The sequence below is a fragment of the Kitasatospora sp. NPDC001261 genome, from assembly GCF_042896795.1.
Lineage (GTDB): Bacteria > Actinomycetota > Actinomycetes > Streptomycetales > Streptomycetaceae > Kitasatospora.
Genome location: NZ_JBIAXP010000007.1, coordinates 196,057 through 220,056 on the forward strand (window position 1 = coordinate 196,057; position 24,000 = coordinate 220,056).

The window sequence follows — 24,000 nt, forward strand, 5'->3', positions numbered from 1 at the left end:
CCGGTCGGCCACCCGTTCGGTGTCGCCCGCCAGGGTGGTGCCGGCGCAGGCCTTGACGTAGCCGTCGGCGCCGGGCGCGGCCGGAGCGGCAGGAGCGGGACGGGGCCGGACAGGGGCCCCACAGCGGGGAGTTCCGCGGGCGGGGCCGCTCCCGGAGGCGGGCGGCCGTGGTGCGCGCCCTCCGGTCGGGCGCCCCCCGGGAGCGACCATGCCACGGATGGTCCATTACGGGTTCCCCACAATGGCCGAGCCAGGCCCCCTACTGTCCGTATGCTCCTGAACGCGCCCCGCACGGAACTGCTAGCCGGTTTTGTTGCTACGTCAACTTCCATACTGGAGGCCCACCTTGGTGTTCCGAAGCGAGTTCCCCGACGTTGCCGTGGTCGACCTGCCGATCCACGAGGCGGTGCTCGGCGCCGCGGCGAAGTACGGCGACCGCCCGGCCCTGATCGACGGCGTCACCGGCGAGACCACCAGCTACGCCCAACTCGCCGACGCCGTCGAGCGGGTGGCCGCCGGACTGGCCGAGACAGGCGTCCGCCGCGGCGACGTCGTCGCCCTCTTCAGCCCCAACTCGACCGCCTACCCGATGGCCTACTACGGCGCGACCAGGGCCGGCGCCACCGTCACCACCGTCTCGTCCTTCGCCACCCCCGCCGACCTCGCCGGCCAGCTGCGCGACAGCGGCGCCCGCTGGCTCGTCACCGTCTCCCGCTTCCTGCCGACCGCCCGTGCGGCCGCCGAACTCCTCGCCGAACAGGGCCGCCCGCTGGCCGAGACCGTCGTCCTGGACGGCGCCGAGGGCCACCGCTCGCTCGCCGACCTGCTGGCCGCCACCGGCCCCGCCCCCGAGGTCGCCATCGACCCGGGCGAGGACATCGCCGTACTGCCCTACTCCAGCGGCACCACCGGCCTGCCCAAGGGCGTGATGCTCACCCACCGCTCGATCGCCACCAACCTCTCCCAGTGCGACGCCCTCTACCGCCCCGCCGAGGGCGAACGGGTGCTCGCCGTCCTGCCGTTCTTCCACATCTACGGACTGGCCGCGCTGCTCAACCAGCCGCTGCGCTGCGGCGCCACCGTGGTCGTGCTGCCCCGCTTCGACCTGGAGCAGTTCTGCCGCACCGTCCAGGAGCACCGGGTGCAGGCCCTGGTGGTGGCCCCGCCGATCGCCCTCGCGCTGGCCCGGCACCCCGTCGTCGAGCAGTACGACCTCTCCTCGGTCGAGTACCTGCTGTGCGCCGCCGCCCCGCTCGACCACGAACTCGCCGACGCCTGCGCCCGGCGCCTGGGCCTGCCGCACCTGCTCCAGGGCTACGGCATGACCGAGCTCTCCCCGGTCACCCACGTCGTCTCCCCGCGCGAGGGCGACCCCTCGCCCGGCTCGGTCGGCCGGATGGTCCCCTCCACCGAGCTGCGGATCACCGCCCTGGACGGCTCCGACGGCGACCTCGGGCCCGGCGAGCCCGGCGAGCTGCTGATCCGCGGCCCGCAGGTGATGAAGGGCTACTTCGGTCGCCCCTCCGAGACCGCCGCGGTGGTCGACGCCGAGGGCTGGCTGCACACCGGCGACGTCGGCTTCGTGGACGAGCGCGGCTACCTGTACATCGTCGACCGGGTCAAGGAGCTGATCAAGTACAAGGGCTACCAGGTCGCCCCCGCCGAACTGGAGGCCGTCCTGCTCGGCCACCCGCAGATCACCGACGCCGCCGTGATCGGCGTCCCGGACGCCGAGGGCACCGAGTGCCCCAAGGCCTTCGTGGTCCGCGCCCCGGGCAGCACCCTGACCGCCGAGGAGGTCACCGGGTACGTCGCCGGACAGGTCGCCCCGTACAAGAAGGTCCGCCTGGTGGAGTTCGTCGACACCGTCCCCAAGTCCGCGGCCGGCAAGATCCTGCGCCGCGAACTGCGCGCCCGCGAGGCCGGGCGCGCCGCCGCCCGCTGACCGGCCAGGGCCGCCCCGGCGGCCGGGGACCGGGGCGCGTCTGTGAGGATCGTCCCGCCGCGCCCCGACCGGCACCCGCCGCGCCCCGACCGGAACAGGAACCGCCCGCCGCCATGACCAGCCACCCCGCCGCCCGCACCCCGCAGCAGGACCGCAGCCGAGCGACCAGGGCCCGGCTGCTCGCGGCGGCCGTGGACTGCCTGGCCGAACTCGGCTGGCACGGCTCCACCGTCACCGTCGTCGCCGAACGGGCCGGGGTCTCCCGGGGCGCGGCCCAGCACCACTTCCCGACCCGCGAGGACCTCTTCACCGCGGCCGTCGAGCACGTCACCGCCGAGCGGCTGGCAGCCGTCCGCGCCCACGCGGACGAGCTGCCGACCGCCGGCCCCGACCGCACCGGGGCCGTGGTCGACATGATCGTGCGGCTCTACACCGGCCCGCTGTTCCGCGCCGCCCTGCACCTGTGGACCGCCGCCGCCACCGAAGAGGCGCTACGCGAGCGGATCATCGCGCTGGAGGGCCACGTCGGCCGGGAGGCCCACCGGGCCGCCGTCGAGTTCCTGGACGCCGACGAGAGCCGCCCCGGGGTGCGCGAATCCGTGCAGGCCACGCTGGACCTCGCCCGCGGACTGGGCCTCGCCAACCTGCTCACCGACGACAGCCACCGACGTTCCGGCGTGATCCGGCAGTGGGCGGGCGTTCTGGAGAGTACGCTGCGGCCGGTACGCCCATGACGCCCGTACACCCGGAGCGACCGGACGCCCCCTGACCAAAGGGGTCGCCGGGCGGCCGATGTCCGTGCAGTCTGGAGAAGAATCCCGGCCGGCACCGACCGCGAGGCCCACCCGGCCGGGCACGAGCCGAACCGGGGTGCTGCCTGATCATGCACGGACACGAGTGGGACGCGACCGCCGCCGACCCGGCACCGGGCCGTGCCCCGGTACGTCCCGAGGGCGCGAACCCCGAAGGCCACCGGCTCGTCCCGCTCGCGACGGCGCTGCTCCAGGACGACGGACTGATCCTGCACTGGAGCGAGGACGCCGAGGCCCTGCTCGGCTACTCCGCCGAGGAGGCCGTCGGCAGCTACGCCGCCCAGCTGCTCACCGACGGGTCCGACCGCTCCGAGGTGCTCGGCCTCTTCCAGCGGATCATGACCGGCAGCGGCTGGTCCGGCGTCTTCCCGGTGCGCCACCGCGACGGCCACAAGGTCGAGCTGGAGTTCCGCACCTACCCGATAGCCGGCCCGGCCGGCACCCTGCTGCTGCTCGCCACCGCCTCCGACACCCGCGCCCTGCACGCCGTCGAGGCCGACCTCGCGGTCCTGGACGGCATCTTCGGCCGCTCGCCGATCGGCATGGCCGTCTACGACACCGGACTGCGCTACATCCGGATCAACGAGGCACTCGCCCGGATGAACGGGGTGCCCGTCGCCGCCCACCTCGGCCGCCGGATATCCGCCGTCCTGCCCGGCATCAACAGCGCCGAGATCGAGCAGATCATGCGCCAGGTGCTCAAGACCGGCAAGCCCGTGGTCGACGCCCGCTCGCACGGCCGGGTCCCCGGCGACCCCCGCCGGGACCGCGCCTGGTCCGCCTCCTACTTCCGGCTCGAGGACTCCACCGGCCGGATCTTCGGGGTCTGTTCCTCGATCATCGACGTCACCGAGCGCTTCCAGGCCGAGGCCCGCGCCGCCCGGGCCCAGGAACGGCTCGCCACCATCGCCGAGGCGACCGCCCGGATCGGCACCACCCTCGACCTCCAGCGCACCGCCGAGGAACTGATCGAGGCCGTCGTCCCCCGGTTCGCCGACTTCGCCACCGTCGACCTCCTGGAGCCGGTGCTGCGCGGCGCCGAGCCCACCGCGATCCCCTCCGACCGGAACGTCACGCTCCGCGCCGTCGCCGTCGGGGAGTCCTACGAGAGCGGCCTCGCGCACGCCGTGGACGTGGTCGGCGAGACCTCCGAGTACGCCCCCGACCGCAGCTACACCCAGTGCCTGCGCGCCGGGAAGCCGCTGCTGCGCACCCACGTGGACGAGGACGTGCTGCGCGGGCTGGTCTCCAGCGAGGACCGGGTGGCCCCCGGGATGGCGGCGGGCATCCACTCGTACCTGATGGTGCCGATCACCGCCCGCGGCATGGTGCTCGGCGGCTCCGAGTTCATCCGGATGCGCAACCCCGAGCCGTTCACCGCCGCCGACGTCGCCCTCGCCGAGGAACTGGTCGCCCGCACCGCGCTGGCCCTCGACAACGCCCGGCTCTACCGCCGCGAGCGGGAGACCGCCCTCACCCTCCAGCGCAGCCTGCTGCCGCAGGAGGTGCACCGCACCCTCGGCCTGGAGATCGCCTACCGCTACCTGCCCAGCAGCGTGGTCAGCGAGGTCGGCGGCGACTGGTTCGACGTGGTGCCGCTGTCCTGCGGGAGAGTCGCCCTGGTGGTCGGCGACGTGATGGGCCACGGCATCCGGGCCGCCGCCACGATGGGCCAGCTGCGCACCGTCGCCCGGACCCTCGCCACCCTCGACATGCCGCCGGAGCAGGTCCTCACCCGGCTGGACGAGACCGCCTCGGGAATCGGCGAGGGCCAGTTCGCCACCTGCATCTGCGCGGTGTACGACCCGCTGGAGCGCACCGTCCAGGTCGCCTCGGCCGGACACCTGCCGCCGGTCCGGGTCGCCCCCGACGGCACCGCCGCCAGGGTGGACGTGCCGCCCGGGGTGCCGCTGGGCGTCGGCGGGGTGGCCTTCGAGTCGATCGAGTTCACCATCCCCGAGGGCGGCATGGTCACGCTCTACACCGACGGCCTGGTCGAGCGGCGCGGCGAGGACCTGGACACCGGGATCGACCGGCTCGCCAGCACCCTCTCCGGCCCCGGCCGGACCCTGGAGGAGAACTGCGACGCCGTCCTCGCGGCGCTGGTCACCGACGGCACCGAGGACGACATCGCGATGATCATGGCCCGGGTGCTGCCGCTGCCCGCCGACCGGGTCGCCACCCTGCCGCTGTCCGGCGGCGGCCGGCTGCCCGGCAGGGCCCGCCGCTTCACCCGCGCCACCCTGGAGGCCTGGGGCCTGGCCGCGCTCACCGACTACGCCGAACTGCTGGTCAGCGAGCTGGTCACGAACGCCCTGCTGCACGCCGACGCCCCGCGCCGGCTGCGGCTGTTCCGCGACCGGGTGCTCACCCTGGAGGTCGCCGACGCCGGCGGCCAGACCCCGCAGCTGCGCCCGTTCGCCGAGCAGGACGAGGGCGGGCGCGGGATGTTCCTGGTCAGCGAGCTGGCCCAGCGCTGGGGCAGCCGGCTCACCCGGGACGGCAAGGTGGTCTGGGCCGAGCTGGAGCTGCCCTTCGGGGTCTCGTAGGTCCCGTAAGGAACGGTGGTTCCGTACACGAGAACGGCCGTTCCCCCCGGGGGAACGGCCGTTCTCGGTGCGCTGTTACGCCTTGACGCTCGGTTGCGCGGCCGACACGTCGACGGCGCCCTCCGGGCCGGTCCCGGCGCCCGCCTCCGCCCCGGCCGTCGGCTCGGACAGCCCGCGCAGCAGCCGCCAGGCCATCACGGCCGCGCCGACCAGCAGCGCGGCGGCCAGCAGCCCGGCGCTGTTCATGCCGTGGACGAAGGACTCCCGGGCGCTCGCCAGCAGCGGCTGGGCGAGCTCCGGGGAGAGGCCCTGCGCCGTCTCGACGGCCGAGCCCAGCGATTCGCCGGCCCGGGCGGCGGCCGCCGGGTCCGTCCCGGCCGGGACCGCCAGCCCGTTCGCGTAGATCGAGCCGACCACCGAGCCCACCAGCGCGATGCCGAGCGCGGTGCCCAGCTCGTACGCCGTCTCCGAGACCGCCGAGGCGGCGCCGGCCTTGTCGGCGGGCGCGGCGTTCAGCACCAGGTCGGCGCCGAGCGTGTAGACCACGCCCTCGGCCGTCCCGACCAGCAGGAAGGAGGCGGCCAGCAGCAGGTAGGTGGTGTCCTGCTCCAGCCAGCCGAGCGCGCCCACGCCCAGACCCATCGCCAGCAGACAGGCCGTCAGCGCCTTGCGGGCACCGTAGCGGCGGGCGATCAGGGCGGTCAGCAGGCCGCCGACCACCGATCCCGCGAAGGCCGGCAGTTCGGCCAGGCCCGCCTGGAGCGGCTGGTAGCCGCGGACCAGCTGGAGGTACTGCGAGACCACGAAGATCACGCCGGAGAGCCCGATCAGGGAGATCAGCGAGGCCGACACGGCCGCGGTGAACCGCCGGTCGCGGAACAGCCGGACGTCGAGCAGCGGGGTCTCCAGCCGCAGCTGGCGGCGGACGAACACGAACAGCGCGGCGGTGCCCAGCACGAAGGCGACCGGCACGTCCCAGCGGTCCACGCCGTGCGCGGCGGCCTCCTTGACCGCGTACACCGCGCCGATCACGCCGGCCATCGACAGGACGACGCTCAGCACGTCCCAGCGGCCCGGCTGCGGGTCCTTGGACTCCGGCAGCAGCCAGGCGCCGAACACCAGCAGCAGGATCAGCACCGGGATGTTCAGCAGGAACACCGAACCCCACCAGAAGTGCTCCAGCAGCACCCCGCCGACCACCGGCCCGAGGGCGGCCCCGGCGGTGGCGGCCGCGCCCCAGATGCCGATCGCGGTGGCCCGCTCCCGGTCGTCCGGGAAGAGGCCGCGGATCAGCGAGAGCGTGGAGGGCATGATCGTCGCCCCGGCCACGCCGAGCAGGGCGCGGGCCACGATCAGCCAGCCGGCGCTCGGCGCGTAGGCGGCCAGCAGCGAGGCGGCGCCGAACGCGGCGGAGCCGGCCAGCAGCAGCTTCTTGCGGCCGATCCGGTCGCTCAGGGCGCCCATGCTGACCAGCAGGCCGGCCAGCACGAAGGAGTAGGAGTCGCCGATCCAGAGCAGCTGGGTGCCGCTGGGGCGCAGCGTCTCGCTGATGGACGGGATGGCGAGGGAGAGGACGGTCGCGTCCAGGGCGACCACGGTCACGGCCAGGACGAGGACGGCGAGGCCGGTCCAGCGCTGGCGGGCGGTCAGGGTGCTCACGCTCCCACCTCGCTCCGCTCGGCAGGCGCTTCGCACAATGCGCGCCTCTTGATGATTCGCTCGCTTCGCTCGTTCATGGTGTATCGGTGTCCGGCCTGTGGTCGGCGGTGCTGTGGATGGGAGTGTTGCGGTCGGCGGTGCCGACGTTGGCGGCGGCGGGGACGGGCGTCCGCGCGTCCGGTCTGCGCAGCGCGCCGCCGAGGAACAGCTCGGCGAGCGAGAAGGCGGCGTCGCGCGGGGCGAGCCGGCCGTCCTGGATGGACCAGCCGACGCCGGCCACCAGGTCGAAGAAGGCCTCGCTCAGCCAGGCGGCGCTCAGCTCGATGCGGAACACGCCCTGCTGCTGGCCGCGCAGGAAGAGCGCGTGCAGCCGGGCGATCTGGACCTCCCAGAGGTCGTTGATGTCGTCGTTCTCGTAGAGCTGGTTCTCTCCGGCCAGGAAGGCGCAGAGCATGGCGTCCGGCACGGAGGCGTCCACCAGGCGGCGCAGCGCGGCCTCGGCGTCGCCCTCTTCGACCTCGGCGGTGTCCAGTGCGGCGGCGAACCGGCGCAGCCCGAGCAGGCCGACCTCGCGGATCAGCGCGTCGCGCCCCGGGAAGAGCCGGTGCAGCGTGGCGCGGCTGATGCCGGCGGCGCGCGCGATCTCGTCCAGGTGGGCGGTCGGGCGGCGGGAGAGCACGCCGACGGCGGCTTCGAGGACGGTGTCGCGGTCGGTGGCCATGGACCGAGTCTAGTTCACATGAGACACCGATGTCTCATTCTTTTGTTCGAGCTCTCAGGTGAGGCGCAGACCCTTGGTGCTCGGACAGCAAAAAACCGGGGACGGTGGGTGTACCGTCCCCGGTTCCGGGGTGCCTGTGCGGTGAGCCCTCGCGGGGCGGCGGCTCAGCTCTGGTTGTAGAAGCCGGTGTCGTCCATCGGGCGGTCGATCACCATGACCTCGACGTCGGCCGGGGTGAGCAGGAAGACCCTCCGGGCGATCCGCTCGATGCCGCCTCGGGTGCCGAAGATCAGCCCGGAGGCGAAGTCGACCATGCGCTTGGCCTCGGCCTCCGACATCTCGGTGAGGTCCATGACCACCGGGATGCTCGCCCGGATGTGCTCACCGACCGTCCGGGCCGCCTCGAAGCCCGTCGGCCGCAGGGAGACGATCTTCGTGGGCGCGGGGGCGGCCGGAACCGTCTCCTGATCGACCCACTCGTCGTCGTACACCGCGGCCGGGTAGTTCCCCGAGGGCATCAGCCACCCGTTGTGGTGCTCGTCGCGAAGTGCTCCCATGCCGCGCCTCCCTGCCTCGTCCCGTCCTGGTCCCCCGGGGGTGCGTGCCGTTCTTGACACGTCATCCACTCGTCGGAACTGTCCGAGTATCGCACTGTTCACCGGTCCCGTGCCCGCTCGCAACCCCCGTACGAGTCGTGCCGCGCCGGAAACCCGGGCGAACCCGGGCACTCCCACTGACGCGGCGCAGCGCCGTACGGTTGCGCGCGTTGACCTTATCGGTCGCGGTCACGGCGTAATTGACCTTCTGTCAACAATGCGGAAACGATTTCACCCGCGGTGTCACCCGCAGGGTCACTCGCCGGTCGATCCGTCGATCAATTCGCGCAGAAGATCCGCGTGGCCGTTGTGTCGGGCGTACTCCTCGATCATGTGGGTGAGGATCCAGCGCAGCGTCACGGGCTGACCGCGGCGCGGCTTCTTGCCGACGGTCTCCAGCGGCAGGCCGGCGGCGGCGCTGCGGGCGGCCTCGACCTCGGCGCGCCAGACGGCGAAGTCGGCCGCGACGTCGGCGGTGTCGACGTCGTCGAAGTCGCCGTCCTCGTTCTCCTTGGTCCAGAAGTGCCCCTCGGGGATCTCCTGGCCGAGCAGGACGGACTGGAACCAGTACTGCTCCACCTCGGCCATGTGCCGGACCAGGCCCAGCAGCGAGAGGTTGGACGGCGGGACGGAGCGCAGCCGCAGCTGGTCGTCCGTCAGGCCCTCGGTCTTCAGCGCGAGGGTGTGGCGGTGGTAGTCGAGGAAGGCGTGCAGGGTGGCGGCCTCGTCGGCCGTCATCGGCGGGTCCACCCGCGGGTCCGGTGCAGTCATGCGCGCCATCCTGGCCTCCGGCGGCGCACCGGCGCGAACGATTTTGTCCTGGTGGGCGGCCGCGGACGGACGGGCTTGGTTCAGCCGGCCGTCGCCCGGCGGCGGGTCCGGGCCGCCCGCCAGAGGCCCACCACGCTGCCCAGCACCAGCAGCGCGATCACCCCCGCCGACAGCAGGAAGGCCGCCGAGCCCGGCCGGCCCGCGCTGGCCGCCGCCGTGACGTACACCGCCGTGGTCGGCACCACGCCGATCGCGGTGGCGAGCACGAAGGGCAGGAAGCGGACCCCGGAGAAGGCCGCGCCGTAGTTGGCCGCCTGGAACGGCATGCCGGGCAGCAGCCGCAGCACCAGCACGCTGCGGAAGCCCTGTTCGGTGAACCGCCGGTCCAGCGCCCCGAGCACCTTCCCGCGCAGGTACGGGCGGAGCGCCTCGCGGCCGAGGCCCCGGCCGAGCACGAAGGCCAGGGCGGCGCCGACCGTGGTGCCGAGCACCGCCAGCAGCACGCCCTGCTGGATGCCGAGCAGCAGCCCGGCCGCGGCGTTCAGGGCCGGCCGGGGCACGAAGGCGAGCGTCCCCACCGCGTAGACCAGGGCGAACAGCGGACCGAACCAGTAGCCCGGCATCCGGTCCGCCAGCCCGCCGGACAGCAGCTCCGTCGGGCTCCACAACAGGAGCGAGCCGGCCGCCGCCGCGAGCACCGCGACCAGCAGGGCGAACCGCCACCACGGGGAACGCGGCGCGACGGCGGGCACCTGCGGTGCGAGGGGCGGGACGGGAACGGCATCGGGCTCGAACACCGCCCGAGCCTAACCGGTCCCGGGCCCCGGCCCCGCCGCCGTCCACGCCCCGGTCCAAGGCCTGGGGCGGGGGCCGGGATCCGGGTTCAGCGCGGCCGGGGGAGGAAGCCCAGCAGGCGCTGCCACGCGTCCCGGGCCGCGTCGGCGTGGTCGACCGCGGCGAGCTCGAAGAAGTTGTGCGGCGCCCCCGGATAGGTGACGAAGGTGTGCGGGCAGCCGGCCGCGGTGAGCGCGGCGTCGAAGGCCTCGACGGCGGCGGCCGGGATGTGCTCGTCCGCGCCGCCCCAGAGGGCGAGGACCGGGGCGGTCAGCTCCGCCGCGAGCTGGGTCGGCCCGGGAGCGCCGTGGAGGGTGTCCGGGTAGCCGTAGAAGCCGACCGCGCCGGCCAGGCCGAAGCGCGGCGCGGCGGTCCGGAAGGCCTGCCGGCCGCCGAAGCAGAAGCCGAGCGCGACCACCTCGGCGGGCCCGGCGGCGCGCAGCCGTTCCAGCGCGGCGGTGATGTCGGCGTCCAATCCCTCGGGGGTGAGCGCGAGCAGGTGGGGGAGCAGGTCCGGCAGTTCGCCGAATTCCGCCGGGCGCTTTTCCGGGAAGGCCCCGGCGGTGCGGCCGTAATAGTCGAGGACGAGCGCCGGGTGGCCCTGTTCGGCGAGCCGGGCGGCGGTCTGCCGGTAGAACGGGGAAAGGCCCCTGTTGTCCGGCAGGACGAGCACGCCGACTCCGGTGGCGACCTCCGGGCGGGCCAGGAAGGCGCCGAACCGGGTGCCGTCGGCCGAGGTCAGGGTCAGTGGGGCGGCCTCGGCCGGCGGCCACGGGGCGGGACCGGGGGCGGGCGGGGCGGCGTCCGGGTCGTAGCACACGGGGAATCCCTCTCGCGGAGCACGAAAACCGCCGGACGCGGCGCGCCCGGCGGTTCGAGACTTTAGCGGGGAATTCCCTTAGGAATTCACCATCATATCGTGGAGAGATCTTTTCCGGAAGGCTTTTCCGATGACGTTGCGGTCACGTTCTCGCCGCCGGAATTCCGTTCGGCCAGCCGCAGCGCCCCGGCGCTCAGCAGCAGGGCGAAGGCGAGCGCGGTGACCAGTCCGAAGGAGACGGTCAGCGAGGTGGCCTGGGCGAGGGCGCCGATGACCGCGGGGGCGATCAGGCCGGAGGTGTAGGTGACGGTGGCGACGCCCGCGATGGCCTGGCTGGGGTTGCTGCCGATCCGGCCGGCCGCGGCGAAGGCGAGCGGGACGATCACCGCGATGCCGATGCCGATGAGCGCGAACCCGGGGATGGCCAGCGCCGGGCTGTCGGCGGCGACCACCAGCAGGCCGCCGACGGTGGCCACGGCGCCGCCGACGCGGGTGGTGCGGACGGCGCCGAGCCGGCGGATCGCCGCGTCCCCGGCGAGCCGGCTGACCGCCATGGTGAGCGAGAAGGCGGTGTACGAGGCGGCGGCGACGGTGGCCGAGGCGCCGGTGACGTCCCGCAGGTAGACGCCGCTCCAGTCCATCGAGGCGCCCTCGGCGAAGACCGCGCAGAAGCCGACCAGCCCGATCACCAGCGAGCTGCGCGGCGGCAGCGCGAACCGCGGCGGCTCCTCCGCGCCCTCGTGCGCCCGGATGTCGGGCAGGCCGCGGCAGACCGGCTGGGCGAGGGCGAGCAGGACCAGCGCGGTGACGGCCAGTTGGAGCCTGGCGTCGAGGTCCAGGTGGGCGGCGAGGATGCCGAAGGCGGAGGCCAGCAGGCCGCCCGCGCTCCACATCCCGTGCAGTCCGGACATGATCGAGCGGCCGAGCCGCTCCTCGATCTCCACGCCCTGGGCGTTCATCGCGACGTCCGCCATCCCGGCCGCGGCGCCGTACACCAGCAGGGCCGCGCACAGCACCGGCAGCGAGGGGGCGAGCGCGGGCAGGGCGAGGGCCAGGCACCAGAGCGAGATCAGCCCGCGCACCGCGGCCCGGCCGCCGTAGCGGTGTACGAAGCGGCCGGCCAGCGGCATGGCGAGGGAGGAGCCGATGGCGGGCATGACCAGGGCCAGGCCGAGCTGGCCGGTGGAGAGGTCGAGGCGGTCCTGGAGCCACGGGATGCGGGTGACGAAGCTGCCGCTGACGGCCCCGTGCACGCAGAAGACCAGGGCGATGCCGGCCCGGGCCCGGCGGGGTGCGCTCAGCGGTTCCGGTGGTGGCGGTGGTGGCGCGGTGGTCCCGTTCATGGGGTGTTCCCTCCCGGTCGCGCGGTGTGGGGCGCGACAGTGCCCTGTGACGGTCGATAAACTATCAGGAAGGGACCCTGATAGAAACACTCTGGAAGGATGATCCGCCATGACCATCGCGCGTACGGCCACGCCGAGCACCGCCCGGGCGATCAACGACCGGCTGGCACTCAACCTCCTGCTCGAACAGGGTCCGCTGACCGCGACCGAGCTGCGCGGCCTCACCGGCCTGTCCCGGCCGACCGTCGCCGACCTGCTCGAACGGCTCCAGCGCACCGGCCTGGTGGCCGTCGTCGGCGAGCGCGGGGAACAGCGGCGCGGCCCCAACGCCCGGCTCTACGCGCTGGTCGCCTCCCGGGCCCACCTCGCCGCCTTCGACGTCCGCTCCGGCGGCGTCAGCCTGGTCGTCGCCGACCTGGCCGGGCGCAGCCTGGCCACCGCCGAGGTCCCGGTCGAGGGGGACGGCGGGCCGGACACCGCCGGGGAGATCGTCGCCACCCTGTTGGAGACCGCGCGCGGCGCCGGCGTCGACCGGCTGCACACCGTCGCGGTCGGCGCCCCCGGGCTGGTCGACCCGGCCACCGGGCGGCTGCAGAGCACCGGCAAGCTCCCCGCCTGGCACGCCGAACTCCTCGCCGAGCTGCGGCGGCTGCCCGGCACCGAGGTGATCCTGGAGAACGAGGTCAACCTCGCCGGGCGGGCCGAGTACCGGGTCGGCGCCGCGCGCGACCGCGACACCTTCGTCCTGCTCTGGCTGGGCCACAGCGTCGGCGCCGCCGTGATCCTGGACGGGCGGCTGCGCCGGGGCTTCTCCGGCGGCACCGGCGAGATCTGCTTCCTGCCCGTCCCCGGCACTGTCGGCCTGCCCAGCGCCGACAGCTGCGAGGGCGGCTTCCACGGCCTGGTCGGCAGCGCCGCGATCTGCGCGCTGGCCCGCGCCCACGGGCTGCCCGCCGACCCGGCCGGGGACGCCCCCGCCGCCGAGGCCGCCGTCCGGGCCGCCCTCGCGGCCGGCGAGGCGGGCGGGGGCTTCCTGGACGAGCTGGCCGAGCGGATCGCGATCGGCGCGGCGGGCGTCTGCGTGGTGCTGGACCCCGGCTGCGTGGTGCTCGGCGGCGAGATAGGCCGGGCCGGCGGGCCGGAGCTGGCCGGCCGGGTCGAGCGGCGGCTGGCGCTGCTCTCCCCGCTGAGCACCGAGGTGCGGGCCGGTACGGCGGGCGGCGGCGCGGTGCTCGCCGGGGCGGTGCTCACCGCCGGGGACGCGGCACGGCGCGACCTCTTCGGCGAGCCATAAGGTATGCCGTGGGGCGGCCCTCACATGATCGTCCGTACCGCCGGTACGGCAGGATGGCGCGGGGGCGCCCGCCCCGAGAACCCGAACCACCGTCAGGAGACGCACATGGGCCAGCCCGAGGTGCCGGCCAACCCGTACCGCATCGGCGAGGCCGCGGCGCTGCTCGGCGTCAGCGCCGACACCATGCGGCGCTGGGTGGACGCCGGGCGGGTCGCCGCCGCGCGGGACGAGCACGGGCACCGGATCATCCCGGGGGCCGAACTCGCCGCCTTCGCCCGGGAGTTGGCCCGGCCGGAGAACGCCGAGGCGGAGGGCCGGCCGTCCTCGGCGCGCAACCGCTTCCCGGGGATCGTCACCGACGTGGTGCTGGGCGACGTGGCCGCGCAGGTGGAGATCCAGGCCGGGCCGTTCCGGGTGGTGTCCCTGATCAGCCGGGACTCGGCGGTGGAGCTCAACCTGGTCCCCGGTGCGCCCGCCACGGCGGTCATCAAGTCCACCAATGTGATGATCGAACGCCGCTAGCCGGCCCGGTGGATCCCCGCGGATCCCTCCGCAGCCCCCTGCAACCCCCTTCGTACGAGTCCCGGAACGAACCGAGAGGCGCCCGGATGCCACCCCCGCACCTGCCGACCACCCAGAGCGCCGTGCTCGCGATCGAGGCCGTGGCCGCCCGGCACGGCCGCACCGTCCGCGCCCAGCACGACATCGGCCGCGACCGGACCTTCGCCGGGCTGGTCGGCCCGGACGGTCCGGGCGGCTCGGGCGGCTCGCTCGGGGAACTGGACGCCATCCCGCACGAGGCGCTGCTGGAGTTCGACGGCCGCCCCGCCGTCACCGTCCGGCTGTTCACCCACGACGAGGTCGCCGTGACCGTCGAGGGCATCGCCTTCGACGTCGACCGCGACCGCGTCCCCGGCTTCCTGAACGCCGTCTGGTCCGACCTGGTGCACGTCAAGGCGCGCACCTTCCCGCCGTCCACCACGCTGATCGTCACCGTCCCCGGGGAGCCGAGCCACCGCGAGGGCATCGGCGTCCACAGCCTCACCCCCTGGCTCTCGGGAAGGATCCGATGAACGCCGCCGCCAAGCCGCTCGCCGCCAGAACGCTCGCCGCCAAGCCGCTGGCCGTCGCCCACCGGGGCGACCCGTACCGCTTCCGCGAGAACACCCTGCCCTCCGTCGAGTCCGCGCTCGCCGCCGGGGCCGACGCCGTCGAGGTGGACGTCCAGCTCACCCGCGACCGGATGCCCGTCCTGCTGCACGACCGCACCCTGGAGCGGCTCTGGGGCGACGCGCGGTCGATCGACCGGGTCACCGCCGAACAGCTGGAGGAGCTGCGGCAGGGGCCGCTCGCCGTCCCCACCCTGGCCGAGGCGGTCAAGGCGGTGACGGCCGTCGAGGGCCGCCGGCTGCTGATCGACCTGGACGACGCGGGCCCGGCCGCCGCCGCCTGGTCGGTCGTCACCGGGCTCGGCGCCGAGGCGGCGGTCGCCTTCTGCGGCCCCACCACCGCCATGCTCGCGGTGCGCGAACTGAGCCCGGACGCCGAGATCGCGCTCACCTGGAAGCAGCCCCGGATGCCGGTGCGCGCCCTGCTGGACGACCTGCGCCCGCGCTACCTCAACCCGCCGTTCGGCCTGGTCACCCCCGAGTTCACGGCCGCCGCGGCGGAGCGGGGGCTCGCCGTCTCCACCTGGACCGCCGACCTGCGCCGCACCATGCGCCGGCTGCGCGACACCGGGGTCGCGTCCATCACCTCCAACCGGATCGGCGTCCTGCGCTCGGTGCTGGACGGCCGCCGCTGACCGGAGCGGTGCTCGGCCGGAGGGCGCCCGGGTCGCCCGTTCGGGTGCTCCCGGCCGATCCGCCGCGCGGCCCGTCGGAACCTCTGCTGAGCTGGGGCGGTTCGGAATCGTCGACGACCCCCGGCGGAGGTGGCCGTGTCCGTGGAGCGCGCGCCCGGCGAGCAGCGGCAGCCGGACGACCGCAGGCCGTACCTGATGCTGCCGCCCGGGCTGCGGCAGGCGGCGGCCTGGTCGGTGGCGGTGATCCTGCTGATCGCCGTCGCCTCGCTGGTGGTCTTCGCGCTGGTCGAACTGCGGGCCGCGACCGTGCCGTTCGTCCTGGCGCTGCTCGGGGCCTCGCTGCTCTACCCGGTGGTGCCGTGGCTGGTGGGCCGGGGCGTGAGCCGGAGCCTGGCGGCCGGGCTGACCTGTGTGGTGCTGGTGGTCGCGGTCAGCGGGGTGATCGCGCTGCTGGTCAACTCGCTGGTGCACAGCGCCCCGCAGATCGCCTCCTCGCTCCAGGAGGCCGGGCAGCGGCTGGCCGACTGGCTGGGCCCGCTGGGGGCGAAGATCCGGCACGGCCTGGACAACGCCAAGGGCGAGACCAACTCGCTGGTCTCCACCCTCACCAACGGCGTGCTCTCCGGGCTCGGCCTGCTCACCCAGCTGATCACGGGCGGGGTGCTGGCGCTGGCCCTGGTGTTCTTCTTCCTCCGGGACGGCCACCGCACCGGCGACGCCATCCGCTCCTACCTGCCCGAGCGCAGCGCCACGACGGTGATCGCCTGCGCGGAGCGGGCCTTCGACGCGATGGCCGGGTTCATGCGGGGCACCACCCTGATCGCGCTGATCGACGCGGGCTTCATCACCATCGGCCTGATCGCCCTCGGGGTGCCGGGCGCGCCCGGGCTCGGCGCGCTGGTCTTCATGGGCGCCTACATCCCCTTCGTCGGGGCCTTCCTGTCCGGCACGGTGGCCGTGCTGGTGGCGCTCGCCGACGGCGGGCTCGGTACGGCGCTCTGGGCGCTGGGCGTGGTGCTCGCGGTGCAGATGATCGAGGGCAACGTCCTCCAGCCGGTCATCCAGAGCCGGACGGTGGAGCTGCATCCGGCCACCATCATGGTCGCCGTGGTGGCCGGCTCGGGCATCGCCGGGATCATCGGCGCCCTGCTCGCGGTGCCGGTCTGCGCCGCCGTGATGGGCGTCATCTCGGTGCTGCGGGGGGACCCGGACGCGCGGGAGAAGTCGGTTGCCGGGCCGTGACCCGTTGTGCGAGCATCGCTAATGCGATTTGAGTCGCGATAGTGATGCGGAGGGGTTGCGTGGAACTGTTCGAGGTGGCCGAGGCGGGGGCCGGGCCGTACGGGGTGGCCGTGGGGCCCGACGGGGGCGTGTGGTTCACCCTGGTGCACACCGGGGAGATCGGGCGGCTGGCCGCGGACGGGACGGTCGAGCGCTTCGGCCTCGGCGCGCCGGAGTGCGGGCCCGCGGTGATCACGGCGGGGCCGGACGGGGCGCTCTGGTTCAGCCGGATGCGGGACCACCGGATCGGACGGATCACGGCGGACGGGACGGCGACGTCCTTCGCGCTGCCGACGGAGGAGGCCGGGCCGTACGGGATCGCCGCCGGGCCCGACGGGGCGCTCTGGTTCACCGAGCTGAACGCCGGCCGGATCGGGCGGATCACCGTGGCGGGTGAGGTCACGGAGTTCCCGCTGCCGCTCGCCGGGGCCTTCCCGTCGCTGGTCACGGCCGGGTCGGACGGGGCGCTGTGGTGCACGCTCAACCAGGCCGACGCCGTCGCCCGGATCACCGTCGACGGCCGGGTGACCGTCCACGGGCTGCCCACCGGGGGCACCGCGCCGGTCGGCATCACCGCCGGGACGGACGGCGCGCTCTGGTACGTCGGCATCGGCGGCGGGCTGGTCGGGCGGATCACCGTGGACGGCGAGGTGACCGAGTACCCGCTGGCCGACCGCGCGGCCCGCCCGCACGCGATCGCGGCCGGGCCGGACGGCCGGCTCTGGTTCACCGAGTGGGGCGCCGGCCGGATCGGGGTGCTCGGCCCGGACGGGCGGCTCGGCGGCCACCCCCTCCCGGGCGGGGGCGCCGAGCCGCACGGCATCGCCGTCGCCCCGGACGGCGGGGTGTACGCGGCGCTGGAGCGCGGGCAGCTCGCCCGGCTGGACGGCGCGCCCGGTCAGGGCTGACGGCGCAGCAGCTCCTCCAGGTCGGCGAGCAGGCCGAGGGCGGCGGCCCGGTCGGGGGCCGGCTCCGGGGCGGGGGAGCGCTCGGCGATCACCCGCAGGGCGGCGGCGGCCTGGCGGGCGAACATGGCCAGCAGGTCCAGCTCGGGCAGGCTGGCGCGGGCCTGCGGGGCCGGGTCCAGCACCTCCAGGACGCCGAGCACCCGGCTGCCGTGGGTGAGCGGGGCGGCCATCAGGGCGGTCGGGACGTACGCGGTGGACTCGGCGAAGTCCCGGTCGAAGGTGCGGTTGGCGCCCAGGTCGTCCACCACCATCGGCTCGCCCGAGGCGGCCACCCAGCCGGCGATCCCCCGGCCGGCCGGGAAGCGGCGGCCCACCAGCGACTCCTCGCCCCGGCCGGAGACGGCCTGGAAGACCAGCTCCCCGGCCGCCTCGTCGAGCAGGCACACCGAGCCGGCCTGGGCGCCGAAGATCGCCCGGGCGACGTCCACCACGGACTGGAGCAGCTCGCGGGCCAGCGGGTCGACGGCGGGGTCAGTGCTGAGGGTCATCGGGCGCCTCCGGGGTGGGGGTGGAAGGGACCTGGACGTTGGCCGCGGTGAGGTAGAGCGCGCTCTTCAGCTGGAAGGTGGTCAGCCTCGGCCGCCGGGACAGGATGCGGGCGCAGAGCCCGGCCACGTACGGGGTCGCGAAGCTGTTGCCGGTGGTGCGGATGGTGGCGCCGCCGAGCCAGGGCACCCGGACGTTCTGGCCGGGGGCGAAGAACTCCACCGGCGGCGCCGGGTTGTACAGGTGCAGCTCCGGGTCCTCCTCCTGGTGGCTGCCCACCGAGATGACCGAGGAGAAGCGCCACGGGTAGCTCTCCACCGGGGTGTTGTGGGCGGAGGCGACGATCGCGGTGCGGGCGAAGAAGGCGTCGTCGGCGATCGCGTGCAGCTGCTCCAGGAAGCGGGTCCGGGTGGTGGAGAGGCTGAGGTTGACCACGTCGAAGCCCTGCCCGACGGCCCAGCGCAGCCCGGCGATCAGCATGTCGCCGGTGCCGGTGAAGCGCTCGCCGAGGACCCGGACGCTGTAGAGCTCGCAGTCCGGGGCGGTGCGGCGGATGATGCCCGCGCAGGCGGTGCCGTGCCCGCAGGTGTCGCCGGCGCTGTCGGGGCGGACGGCCAGCTCCCGGGTGACCGGGTCCTTGACCACCGCCCAGGAGCCCTGCACCGGCCCGACCAGCGGGTGGTCGGGCTCGATTCCGGAGTCGACCACGCAGACCCGGACGCCCTTGCCGGTGCCCCCGGCGTCCGATGCCCCGGCGTCGGAGGCGACGGCGTCGGCGAGCACCGGTAGGTCGGCGGGCCTGCGGTCGCGCAGGCTCCAGGTGAGGCCGGCCGGGCCGCTCACCGGGTGCCCCCGAGCCGCTCGGCGCGCCGAACGCCCGGCAGGTGGCCCTTGGCGGCGAACCGGTCCCGGGCGGTGGCGGCGGCCGCCGCGGCCTCGGCGGGGCGGTCGAGCAGCAGCAGGGCGTGCGCCCGGTCGAGCGCGGTCAGCGCCTGGAGCAGCAGCGACTCGGTGGCCTCGGCGGCGGACAGGGCGGCGGCGGTCAGGTCCAGCGCCGGCGCGGCCTCGCCCCGGGCGGCGGCGAGCCGGCCGCGCAGCGCGTCCAGCTCGATCGCGAGCACCGGCGGCAGCGCGGCGACGGCGTCCGCGCCGTCCAGGTGCCGGGCGGCCTGGGCCGGGCGGTCGGTGTCCAGCAGGACCCGGGCGGTGGTCAGGGCGAGGCGCGGCAGCGGGGCGGCGCTGCCCTGGTGGCGGGCGATCTCGGCGGCGTCGGCGAGCAGGTCCAGCGCCTGGCCGCCCTGCCCGAGCGCGGCCGCCGCCTGGGCGGTCAGCGCGGGCAGCGCGATCATCGCCTCGGCCAGCGACAGCTCCCCGGCCAGGCCGTTGGCCTCGGCGAGCAGCAGCTCGGCCTCCTCGGGGCGGTCGCGCAGCGCCAGCAGGACGGCCAGCGGGCCGTTCAGCGCGACCCGGACGGTCCGCCGGCCGGTGCCGTGCTCGGCGAGCAGGGCGCGCAGCCGGAAGGTCGCGTTCGGGACGGGCTCGGGGCCGGCCAGCAGCGAGGCGGCCAGCGCGGCCAGCACGGCGGCCCGGTCCAGCTCGGCGTCGGTGCGGGAGACCTGGCCGAGCGCCCGGTCCAGCAGCTGCTCGGCCTCGGTGTGGCGGCCGGCCAGCAGGTGCTCCTCGGCCAGCCGCAGCCCGGCCCGGGCCTGGCCGAGGTCGTCCCCGGTGTCGGTGAACAGCGGCAGCACGGCGCGGGCGGTCGCGGCGGGCTGGTCCTGGCCGGGCGGCAGGCCGCGGGCGGCCAGCGCGAGCCGGGCGTGCGCGGCGTCCAGCGGGTCGGCGGCCGCGTCCCGCACCTGGGCGAGGACGGGCAGCGCCTCCTCGGCGCGGCCGAGCGCCAGCCGGGCCTCGCCGAGGCGGCGCAGCACCGGGCCGGTGGCGCGCTCGCCCGGGTAGTGCAGCCGCACCGCGCGCTCCAGCAGGTCGGTGGCGGCGGGCAGGTCGGCGCGGGCCAGCGCACCGGCCCCGGCGGCGCCGAGGGCGGTGGCCGCGCGGGTGCGCAGCACGTCGGTGCGGGTGTCCAGCAGGCCGAGTTCCAGCCGGTAGCGGTGGGCGCGCTCCAGGTGGCCGCCGACGGCGGCGTCCCCGGTGGAGCGGACGGCCGGCAGGTCGGCGGCGCGCTCGTGGCGCTCGGCGCGGGCCCGCTTGGACATGGACTGGTAGACCGACTCCTGGACCAGGCCGCTGCTGAACCGGTAGCCGGTGCCGGTCGGTTCGACCAGCCGCAGCTCGGCCAGTCGGGCCAGCGCGGCGTGCAGCCGCGGCGGGGTGTCGTCGACCCAGGCGGACGGGCCGGCCGGCAGGCCGTCGATCGGGCCGGTGAAGACGTCGTCCTGCGGGTCGGCGAAGGCGTCCTGGTCGCTGCCGCCGTGGGCGAGTTCGGCGAGTTCGGCGGCGGTGAAGGCGCGGCCGAGGACGGCGGCGAGGTCGAGGGTGGCGCGCTCGTCGCGCTCCAGCCCGTCGATCTGGGCGCTGAGCAACGCCCGTCCGGTGGGCGGCAGTTCGTCCGTCAGTGCGGGGCCCTCGGTCTCGGTGAGGGCGGCCAGCAGCTCCTCCAGGTGCAGCGGGTTGCCCTCGGCGCGCTCCAGCAGCCGGGTGGGCACCGCGTCCTGGTGGGCGCTCAGCTCGGTCAACTGGGCGGCCAGCAGGGCGGATTCGTCCCAGGACAGGCCGCCGACCGGCAGCGTCGGCAGCTCCGGGCGGGCGGCCGGGAGCTCGGGGCGGGTCAGGCAGAGCAGCAGCACGGGGGCCGCGCCGAGTTCGGCGGCCAGCCGCTCGACGGCGTCCAGCAGCACCGGGCCGGCCCACTGGCAGTCGTCCAGGACCAGGACGGCCGGGCGCTCGACGGTGCGGCCGCGCAGGATCGCGGCCAGCAGCTCCAGCGAGCGGCCGGCGTCGATGCCCGGCGCCGTCGCCTCGTCCAGCCGGGCCAGCGCTTCGGCGGGGGCGGCGCCCTCGGGCTCGTCCAGCAGGGTCCGGACCGCCTCGGCGAGCGGCGCCAGCACGCCCTGCCCGCCGAAGCTGCGGCAGCGGGCGGTGCCGCAGCGCGCGGTGCGCCGGCCGACCCGCTCGCGCCAGTCGCGCACCAGCCGGGTCTTGCCGATGCCCGCCTCGCCGGCCACCAGCAGCAGCTCGGCCCCCTGGCCGCCCGCGACCCGGGCCAACGCGGCGTCCAGCAGGGACAGTTCGCGCTCCCGGCCGACCAGCGGGACGTCGAAGCGGCGCAGCAGCTCCGGGTCGTCCTCGTCCAGGCCGACCAGGCGGTAGGCGGTGACCGGCTCGGCCTTGCCCTTGAGGTGCAGCGGGCCGACCTCGTCCACCTGGGCGGCCGGGCCGGCCGCGCGCAGCGTCTGCGGGCCGATCAGCACCTGGCCGGGGGCGGCCCGGGTCTGCAGCCGGGCGGCGATGTTCACGGTCTCGCCGGAGATCAGCGCCTGGCGCGCCGAGGCGTCCGAACCCGCCACCACCTGGCCGGTATTGACGCCGATCCGGACGTCCAGGCGGACGCCGAGGGTGGCGTCCAGCTCGGTGTTGAGGTCCTCCACGTCCTCCAGCATGGCGAGCGCGGCGGCCAGCGCCCGGTGGGCGTCGTCCTCGCGGATCACCGGGACGCCGAAGACGGCCATCACGGCGTCCCCGATGAACTTCTCCAGGGTGCCGCCGTGCGCCTCGATCCGGTGGTGCATCCGCTCGAAGTAGCGCAGGACCACCTCGCGCAGGGTCTCCGGGTCGAGCGCGCCGGACAGGGCGGTGGAGTCGACCAGGTCGCAGAAGACCACCGTGACCAGCTTGCGCTCCTCGGCGGCCAGGTCGAGGGCGGCGGCCCGGGGGGTGCCGCAGGAGGGGCAGAACTGGTCGTTGGTGCCGACGAGTTGGGCGCAGAGTGGGCAGGGCATGGTGGCCGTCCTTCGGTCGTCCTTCGCGGTGCGGGGCGTGCGCGGCGAAGTGGAACGGGTGTGCGCGGCGGGGCGGTTGGCGCGGCCCGGTGGTGCGGGCCGGCCGGTGGTGCGGGGCGTGCGCGGCGGGGCGGTGGTACGGGGGCGCGAGCGTTCCGGGCCAGGGTCGCGGGCGCGGCTTCGGGCCCGGTTCGGGAACGCCTGGTAGGCGGTATGGCCGCAGGCGGGACGGGGTGCGGCAGCCTCCCGGGCGGGCCCGCCCGGGGCCCGGCGGGCCGGCGCGGCCGCTCCGACCTGCGGCCATACCGGTTTCCAACCGGCCCCGAAGCCGGGCGCAGGCGGCTCGGGCCACGGTGGTCGGCAACGGCGGGCAGCCGCCCGCCGGAGCCGTAACCACCCCCGTGCGGAAGGGAGTTCGACCATGGCCGAGAACATGGAGCAGCAGAACGTCGGCGAGAGCGGCGAGGAGACCCCGGAGGTCGAGGCGCACGTCGCCAACATCCTGGACCTCCAGGCGATGAAGGTCCTGAGCGAGTCCTCGGACGGCCTCTGCTTCAGCCTGATCAGCTACGTCCACGGCGCCGAGACCACGGTCTGACCGGAGCCCGGACACCGGGCCGTGCGCGGGGGCGGACGCACCGCCGCCCCCGGCCGCCGACACCCGGTCGCCGGCCGCCGGTTCCCGGTCACTGGTTCACCGGTCACTGGTCACCGGCAATCGGTCACCGCAAGGCTTCCGGGGCGGTCCCGCCGAGACGGGGCCGCCCCGGCCCGATCCGCACCCCCGGGTGCCCCGCCGACCACGGAGGACGGCCATGGACCCCACCCCGCTCTCCCGCAACCGGGACTTCCGGCTGCTCTGGGCCGGCGGCCTGCTGGCCTCCCTCGGCTCCCAACTCGCCTCGATCGCCCTTCCGTTGCTGGTCCTGCGGGAGACCGGGTCGGCGGCCCGGGCGGGCGCCATCGGCACCGTCTCGGTCGGCGCGCTGCTGATCACCACGCTGCCCGGCGGGGTGCTCGCCGACCGGATCGAGCGGCGCCGGCTGATGCGGATCTGCGACGTCCTCAGCCTGCTCGCGGTCGCCGCCCTGGTCGTCGCGGTGCTGCGCGGGCACACCCCGCTGCCGCTGGTGCTGCTGGTCGCCGCCGCCGGGGCGCTGATCTCCAGCGTCTACGGGCCGGCCGCCGGCGCCCTGCTGCGCGCGGTGGTGCCCACCGGGCAGGCCCGCGAGGCCTCCTCCCGGATGCAGGCGCGCGGCGCCGCCGCCCGGCTGGCCGGACCGCTCGGCGGCGGTGCGCTGTTCGCCTGGCACCCAGTGCTGCCGTTCCTCGCCGAGGGCGTCGGCCTGCTGCTGTCCACCGTCTGCGTGGCGCTGATCCGGACCCGCGCGAAGCCCGCCACGACGGGCGGACCGGCGTTCAGCCGGGCCGAACTGACCGCCGGACTGGCCTTTCTCTGGCACCGGCCCTACCTGCGCACCCTGCTGCTGGTCTTCGGCCTCGGGATGAACTTCGCGTTCAGCGCGCTGATGTTCACCACCCTGGCCGTCGCCTCCGACGGCGGCCGCTCCGGCCTCGGCGGTGGCACCGTCGTCTCCTGCACCGCGGCCGGCGCCCTGGCCGGGGCGCTGCTCGCCCCGAGGCTCGCCGCCCGGGCCCGCGACGGCAGCCTGGTCGCGCTCGCCTGCTGGGCCTGCGCGCTCACCGCCGGGGTGCTGGTGCTGACCAGGGCCCCGCTGGTGATCGGGCTGCTCTGCGCCGTCTGCATGTGCCTGTCCACCGTCGCCAGCATCGGCTTCGTCTCCGGCATGCTGACCGCCGCGCCGCCCGACCGGATCGGCCGGGTGCAGAGCGCGGCCGGCTTCCTGTCCACCCTGGTCCAGCCGTTCGGCCCGCTGGTCGGCGGCGTCCTGCTCGGCTCGCTCGGCGGCACCCGGACCTTCGCCCTGCTGGCCCTCGCCATCGCGCTCTGCGCGGCCGTGGTCACCTGGGCGCCGCCGGTGCGGCGCGGACCGGTGCTCAGCCCCGCCGTCTGACGCACCGCCCGCCGAGGCGCCGCCCGCCGCCGCGCCGACGCACCGCCCGCCGACGCACCGCCCGCCGACGCACCGCCCGCCGAGGCACCGCCCGCTCCCGGACGACCCCGGAAGACTTCGGAACA

The 24,000-nt window shown here is 75.4% G+C and carries 20 protein-coding genes and 1 pseudogene; 11 read left to right on the forward strand and 10 right to left on the reverse strand.

The genetic code is table 11. The features are described from left to right. Window positions 1–346 precede the first annotated feature (346 nt). The 3 genes from ACFY4B_RS12060 to ACFY4B_RS12070 all read left to right on the forward strand — a co-directional run bounded on the left by ACFY4B_RS12060 (window position 347) and on the right by ACFY4B_RS12070 (window position 5,306). Window positions 347–1,945: a 4-coumarate--CoA ligase family protein gene (locus ACFY4B_RS12060; protein WP_049659698.1), complete on the forward strand. Its 1,599-nt coding sequence runs from the start codon at window positions 347–349 to the stop codon at window positions 1,943–1,945. A 113-nt stretch (window positions 1,946–2,058) separates the two neighbouring features. Next, on the forward strand, window positions 2,059–2,679 hold the full coding sequence (locus tag ACFY4B_RS12065) for a TetR/AcrR family transcriptional regulator (protein ID WP_049655195.1): 621 nt from the start codon (window positions 2,059–2,061) through the stop codon (window positions 2,677–2,679). 149 nt (window positions 2,680–2,828) lie between these two features. Beyond that, the gene (locus tag ACFY4B_RS12070) at window positions 2,829–5,306 is read left to right on the forward strand and encodes a SpoIIE family protein phosphatase (protein WP_074003730.1); all 2,478 of its coding nucleotides are present in this window, start codon (window positions 2,829–2,831) and stop codon (window positions 5,304–5,306) included. Between the two features lie 75 nt (window positions 5,307–5,381). Here ACFY4B_RS12070 and ACFY4B_RS12075 read toward each other — a convergent pair whose 3' ends face one another. From ACFY4B_RS12075 to ACFY4B_RS12105, 7 genes and pseudogenes are all read right to left on the reverse strand, one after another. Then, window positions 5,382–6,965 (reverse strand): MFS transporter, encoded by a 1,584-nt coding sequence (locus tag ACFY4B_RS12075; RefSeq protein ID WP_387967511.1) that lies wholly within the window; start codon window positions 6,963–6,965, stop codon window positions 5,382–5,384. A gap of 184 nt (window positions 6,966–7,149) precedes the next feature. Then, window positions 7,150–7,686, reverse strand: a pseudogene (locus ACFY4B_RS12080) (TetR/AcrR family transcriptional regulator); the annotation flags it as partial. 164 nt (window positions 7,687–7,850) lie between these two features. Beyond that, on the reverse strand, window positions 7,851–8,243 hold the full coding sequence (locus tag ACFY4B_RS12085; RefSeq protein WP_053112231.1) for a cell division protein SepF: 393 nt from the start codon (window positions 8,241–8,243) through the stop codon (window positions 7,851–7,853). A gap of 294 nt (window positions 8,244–8,537) precedes the next feature. Further along, on the reverse strand, window positions 8,538–9,062 hold the full coding sequence (locus ACFY4B_RS12090; protein WP_380739564.1) for a DinB family protein: 525 nt from the start codon (window positions 9,060–9,062) through the stop codon (window positions 8,538–8,540). 71 nt (window positions 9,063–9,133) lie between these two features. Beyond that, on the reverse strand, window positions 9,134–9,850 hold the full coding sequence (locus ACFY4B_RS12095; protein WP_259316442.1) for a TVP38/TMEM64 family protein: 717 nt from the start codon (window positions 9,848–9,850) through the stop codon (window positions 9,134–9,136). Window positions 9,851–9,936: 86 nt separating this feature from the next. Continuing rightward, the gene (locus ACFY4B_RS12100; protein WP_387967514.1) at window positions 9,937–10,707 is read right to left on the reverse strand and encodes a dienelactone hydrolase family protein; all 771 of its coding nucleotides are present in this window, start codon (window positions 10,705–10,707) and stop codon (window positions 9,937–9,939) included. Window positions 10,708–10,799: 92 nt separating this feature from the next. Further along, window positions 10,800–12,050, reverse strand: coding sequence for an MFS transporter (locus ACFY4B_RS12105; protein ID WP_387967516.1), 1,251 nt, complete (start codon window positions 12,048–12,050; stop codon window positions 10,800–10,802). 109 nt (window positions 12,051–12,159) lie between these two features. Here ACFY4B_RS12105 and ACFY4B_RS12110 point away from each other — a divergent pair, with 109 nt between their 5' ends. From ACFY4B_RS12110 to ACFY4B_RS12135, 6 genes are all read left to right on the forward strand, one after another. Further along, window positions 12,160–13,344: an ROK family transcriptional regulator gene (locus ACFY4B_RS12110; RefSeq protein WP_387967517.1), complete on the forward strand. Its 1,185-nt coding sequence runs from the start codon at window positions 12,160–12,162 to the stop codon at window positions 13,342–13,344. 105 nt (window positions 13,345–13,449) lie between these two features. Continuing rightward, the gene (locus ACFY4B_RS12115) at window positions 13,450–13,866 is read left to right on the forward strand and encodes a molybdopterin-binding protein (protein WP_181970475.1); all 417 of its coding nucleotides are present in this window, start codon (window positions 13,450–13,452) and stop codon (window positions 13,864–13,866) included. Between the two features lie 86 nt (window positions 13,867–13,952). Beyond that, the gene (locus tag ACFY4B_RS12120; RefSeq protein WP_387967520.1) at window positions 13,953–14,417 is read left to right on the forward strand and encodes a hypothetical protein; all 465 of its coding nucleotides are present in this window, start codon (window positions 13,953–13,955) and stop codon (window positions 14,415–14,417) included. After that, window positions 14,414–15,148, forward strand: coding sequence for a glycerophosphodiester phosphodiesterase (locus tag ACFY4B_RS12125; RefSeq protein WP_387967522.1), 735 nt, complete (start codon window positions 14,414–14,416; stop codon window positions 15,146–15,148). The genes ACFY4B_RS12120 and ACFY4B_RS12125 overlap by 4 nt, the downstream gene beginning before the upstream one ends. Before the next feature lie 135 nt (window positions 15,149–15,283). Further along, window positions 15,284–16,390: an AI-2E family transporter gene (locus ACFY4B_RS12130; protein WP_234348675.1), complete on the forward strand. Its 1,107-nt coding sequence runs from the start codon at window positions 15,284–15,286 to the stop codon at window positions 16,388–16,390. A gap of 44 nt (window positions 16,391–16,434) precedes the next feature. Beyond that, on the forward strand, window positions 16,435–17,337 hold the full coding sequence (locus tag ACFY4B_RS12135; RefSeq protein ID WP_387967660.1) for a virginiamycin B lyase: 903 nt from the start codon (window positions 16,435–16,437) through the stop codon (window positions 17,335–17,337). Here the strand turns inward: ACFY4B_RS12135 and ACFY4B_RS12140 are convergent. Genes ACFY4B_RS12140 through ACFY4B_RS12150 form a run of 3 tightly spaced genes read right to left on the reverse strand, consistent with a single transcriptional unit; the run spans window position 17,328 to window position 21,839 of the window. Further along, window positions 17,328–17,885 (reverse strand): GAF domain-containing protein, encoded by a 558-nt coding sequence (locus ACFY4B_RS12140; RefSeq protein WP_049661076.1) that lies wholly within the window; start codon window positions 17,883–17,885, stop codon window positions 17,328–17,330. The genes ACFY4B_RS12135 and ACFY4B_RS12140 overlap by 10 nt on opposite strands. Beyond that, complete coding sequence (locus ACFY4B_RS12145; RefSeq protein ID WP_387967524.1) at window positions 17,869–18,726, reverse strand: S8 family serine peptidase; 858 nt, start codon at window positions 18,724–18,726, stop codon at window positions 17,869–17,871. The genes ACFY4B_RS12140 and ACFY4B_RS12145 overlap by 17 nt, the downstream gene beginning before the upstream one ends. Continuing rightward, window positions 18,723–21,839 (reverse strand): adenylate/guanylate cyclase domain-containing protein, encoded by a 3,117-nt coding sequence (locus tag ACFY4B_RS12150; protein ID WP_387967526.1) that lies wholly within the window; start codon window positions 21,837–21,839, stop codon window positions 18,723–18,725. The genes ACFY4B_RS12145 and ACFY4B_RS12150 overlap by 4 nt, the downstream gene beginning before the upstream one ends. Window positions 21,840–22,260: 421 nt before the next feature. Here ACFY4B_RS12150 and ACFY4B_RS12155 point away from each other — a divergent pair, with 421 nt between their 5' ends. Both ACFY4B_RS12155 and ACFY4B_RS12160 read left to right on the forward strand, forming a co-directional pair. Continuing rightward, window positions 22,261–22,437, forward strand: a complete 177-nt coding sequence (locus tag ACFY4B_RS12155) for a hypothetical protein (RefSeq protein WP_158077737.1) — start codon at window positions 22,261–22,263, stop codon at window positions 22,435–22,437. A 217-nt stretch (window positions 22,438–22,654) separates the two neighbouring features. Next, window positions 22,655–23,875 carry an MFS transporter gene (locus tag ACFY4B_RS12160; protein ID WP_117486653.1) on the forward strand — a complete coding sequence of 407 codons (1,221 nt, stop codon included), beginning with the start codon at window positions 22,655–22,657 and terminating at the stop codon, window positions 23,873–23,875. Window positions 23,876–24,000: the final 125 nt, after the last annotated feature.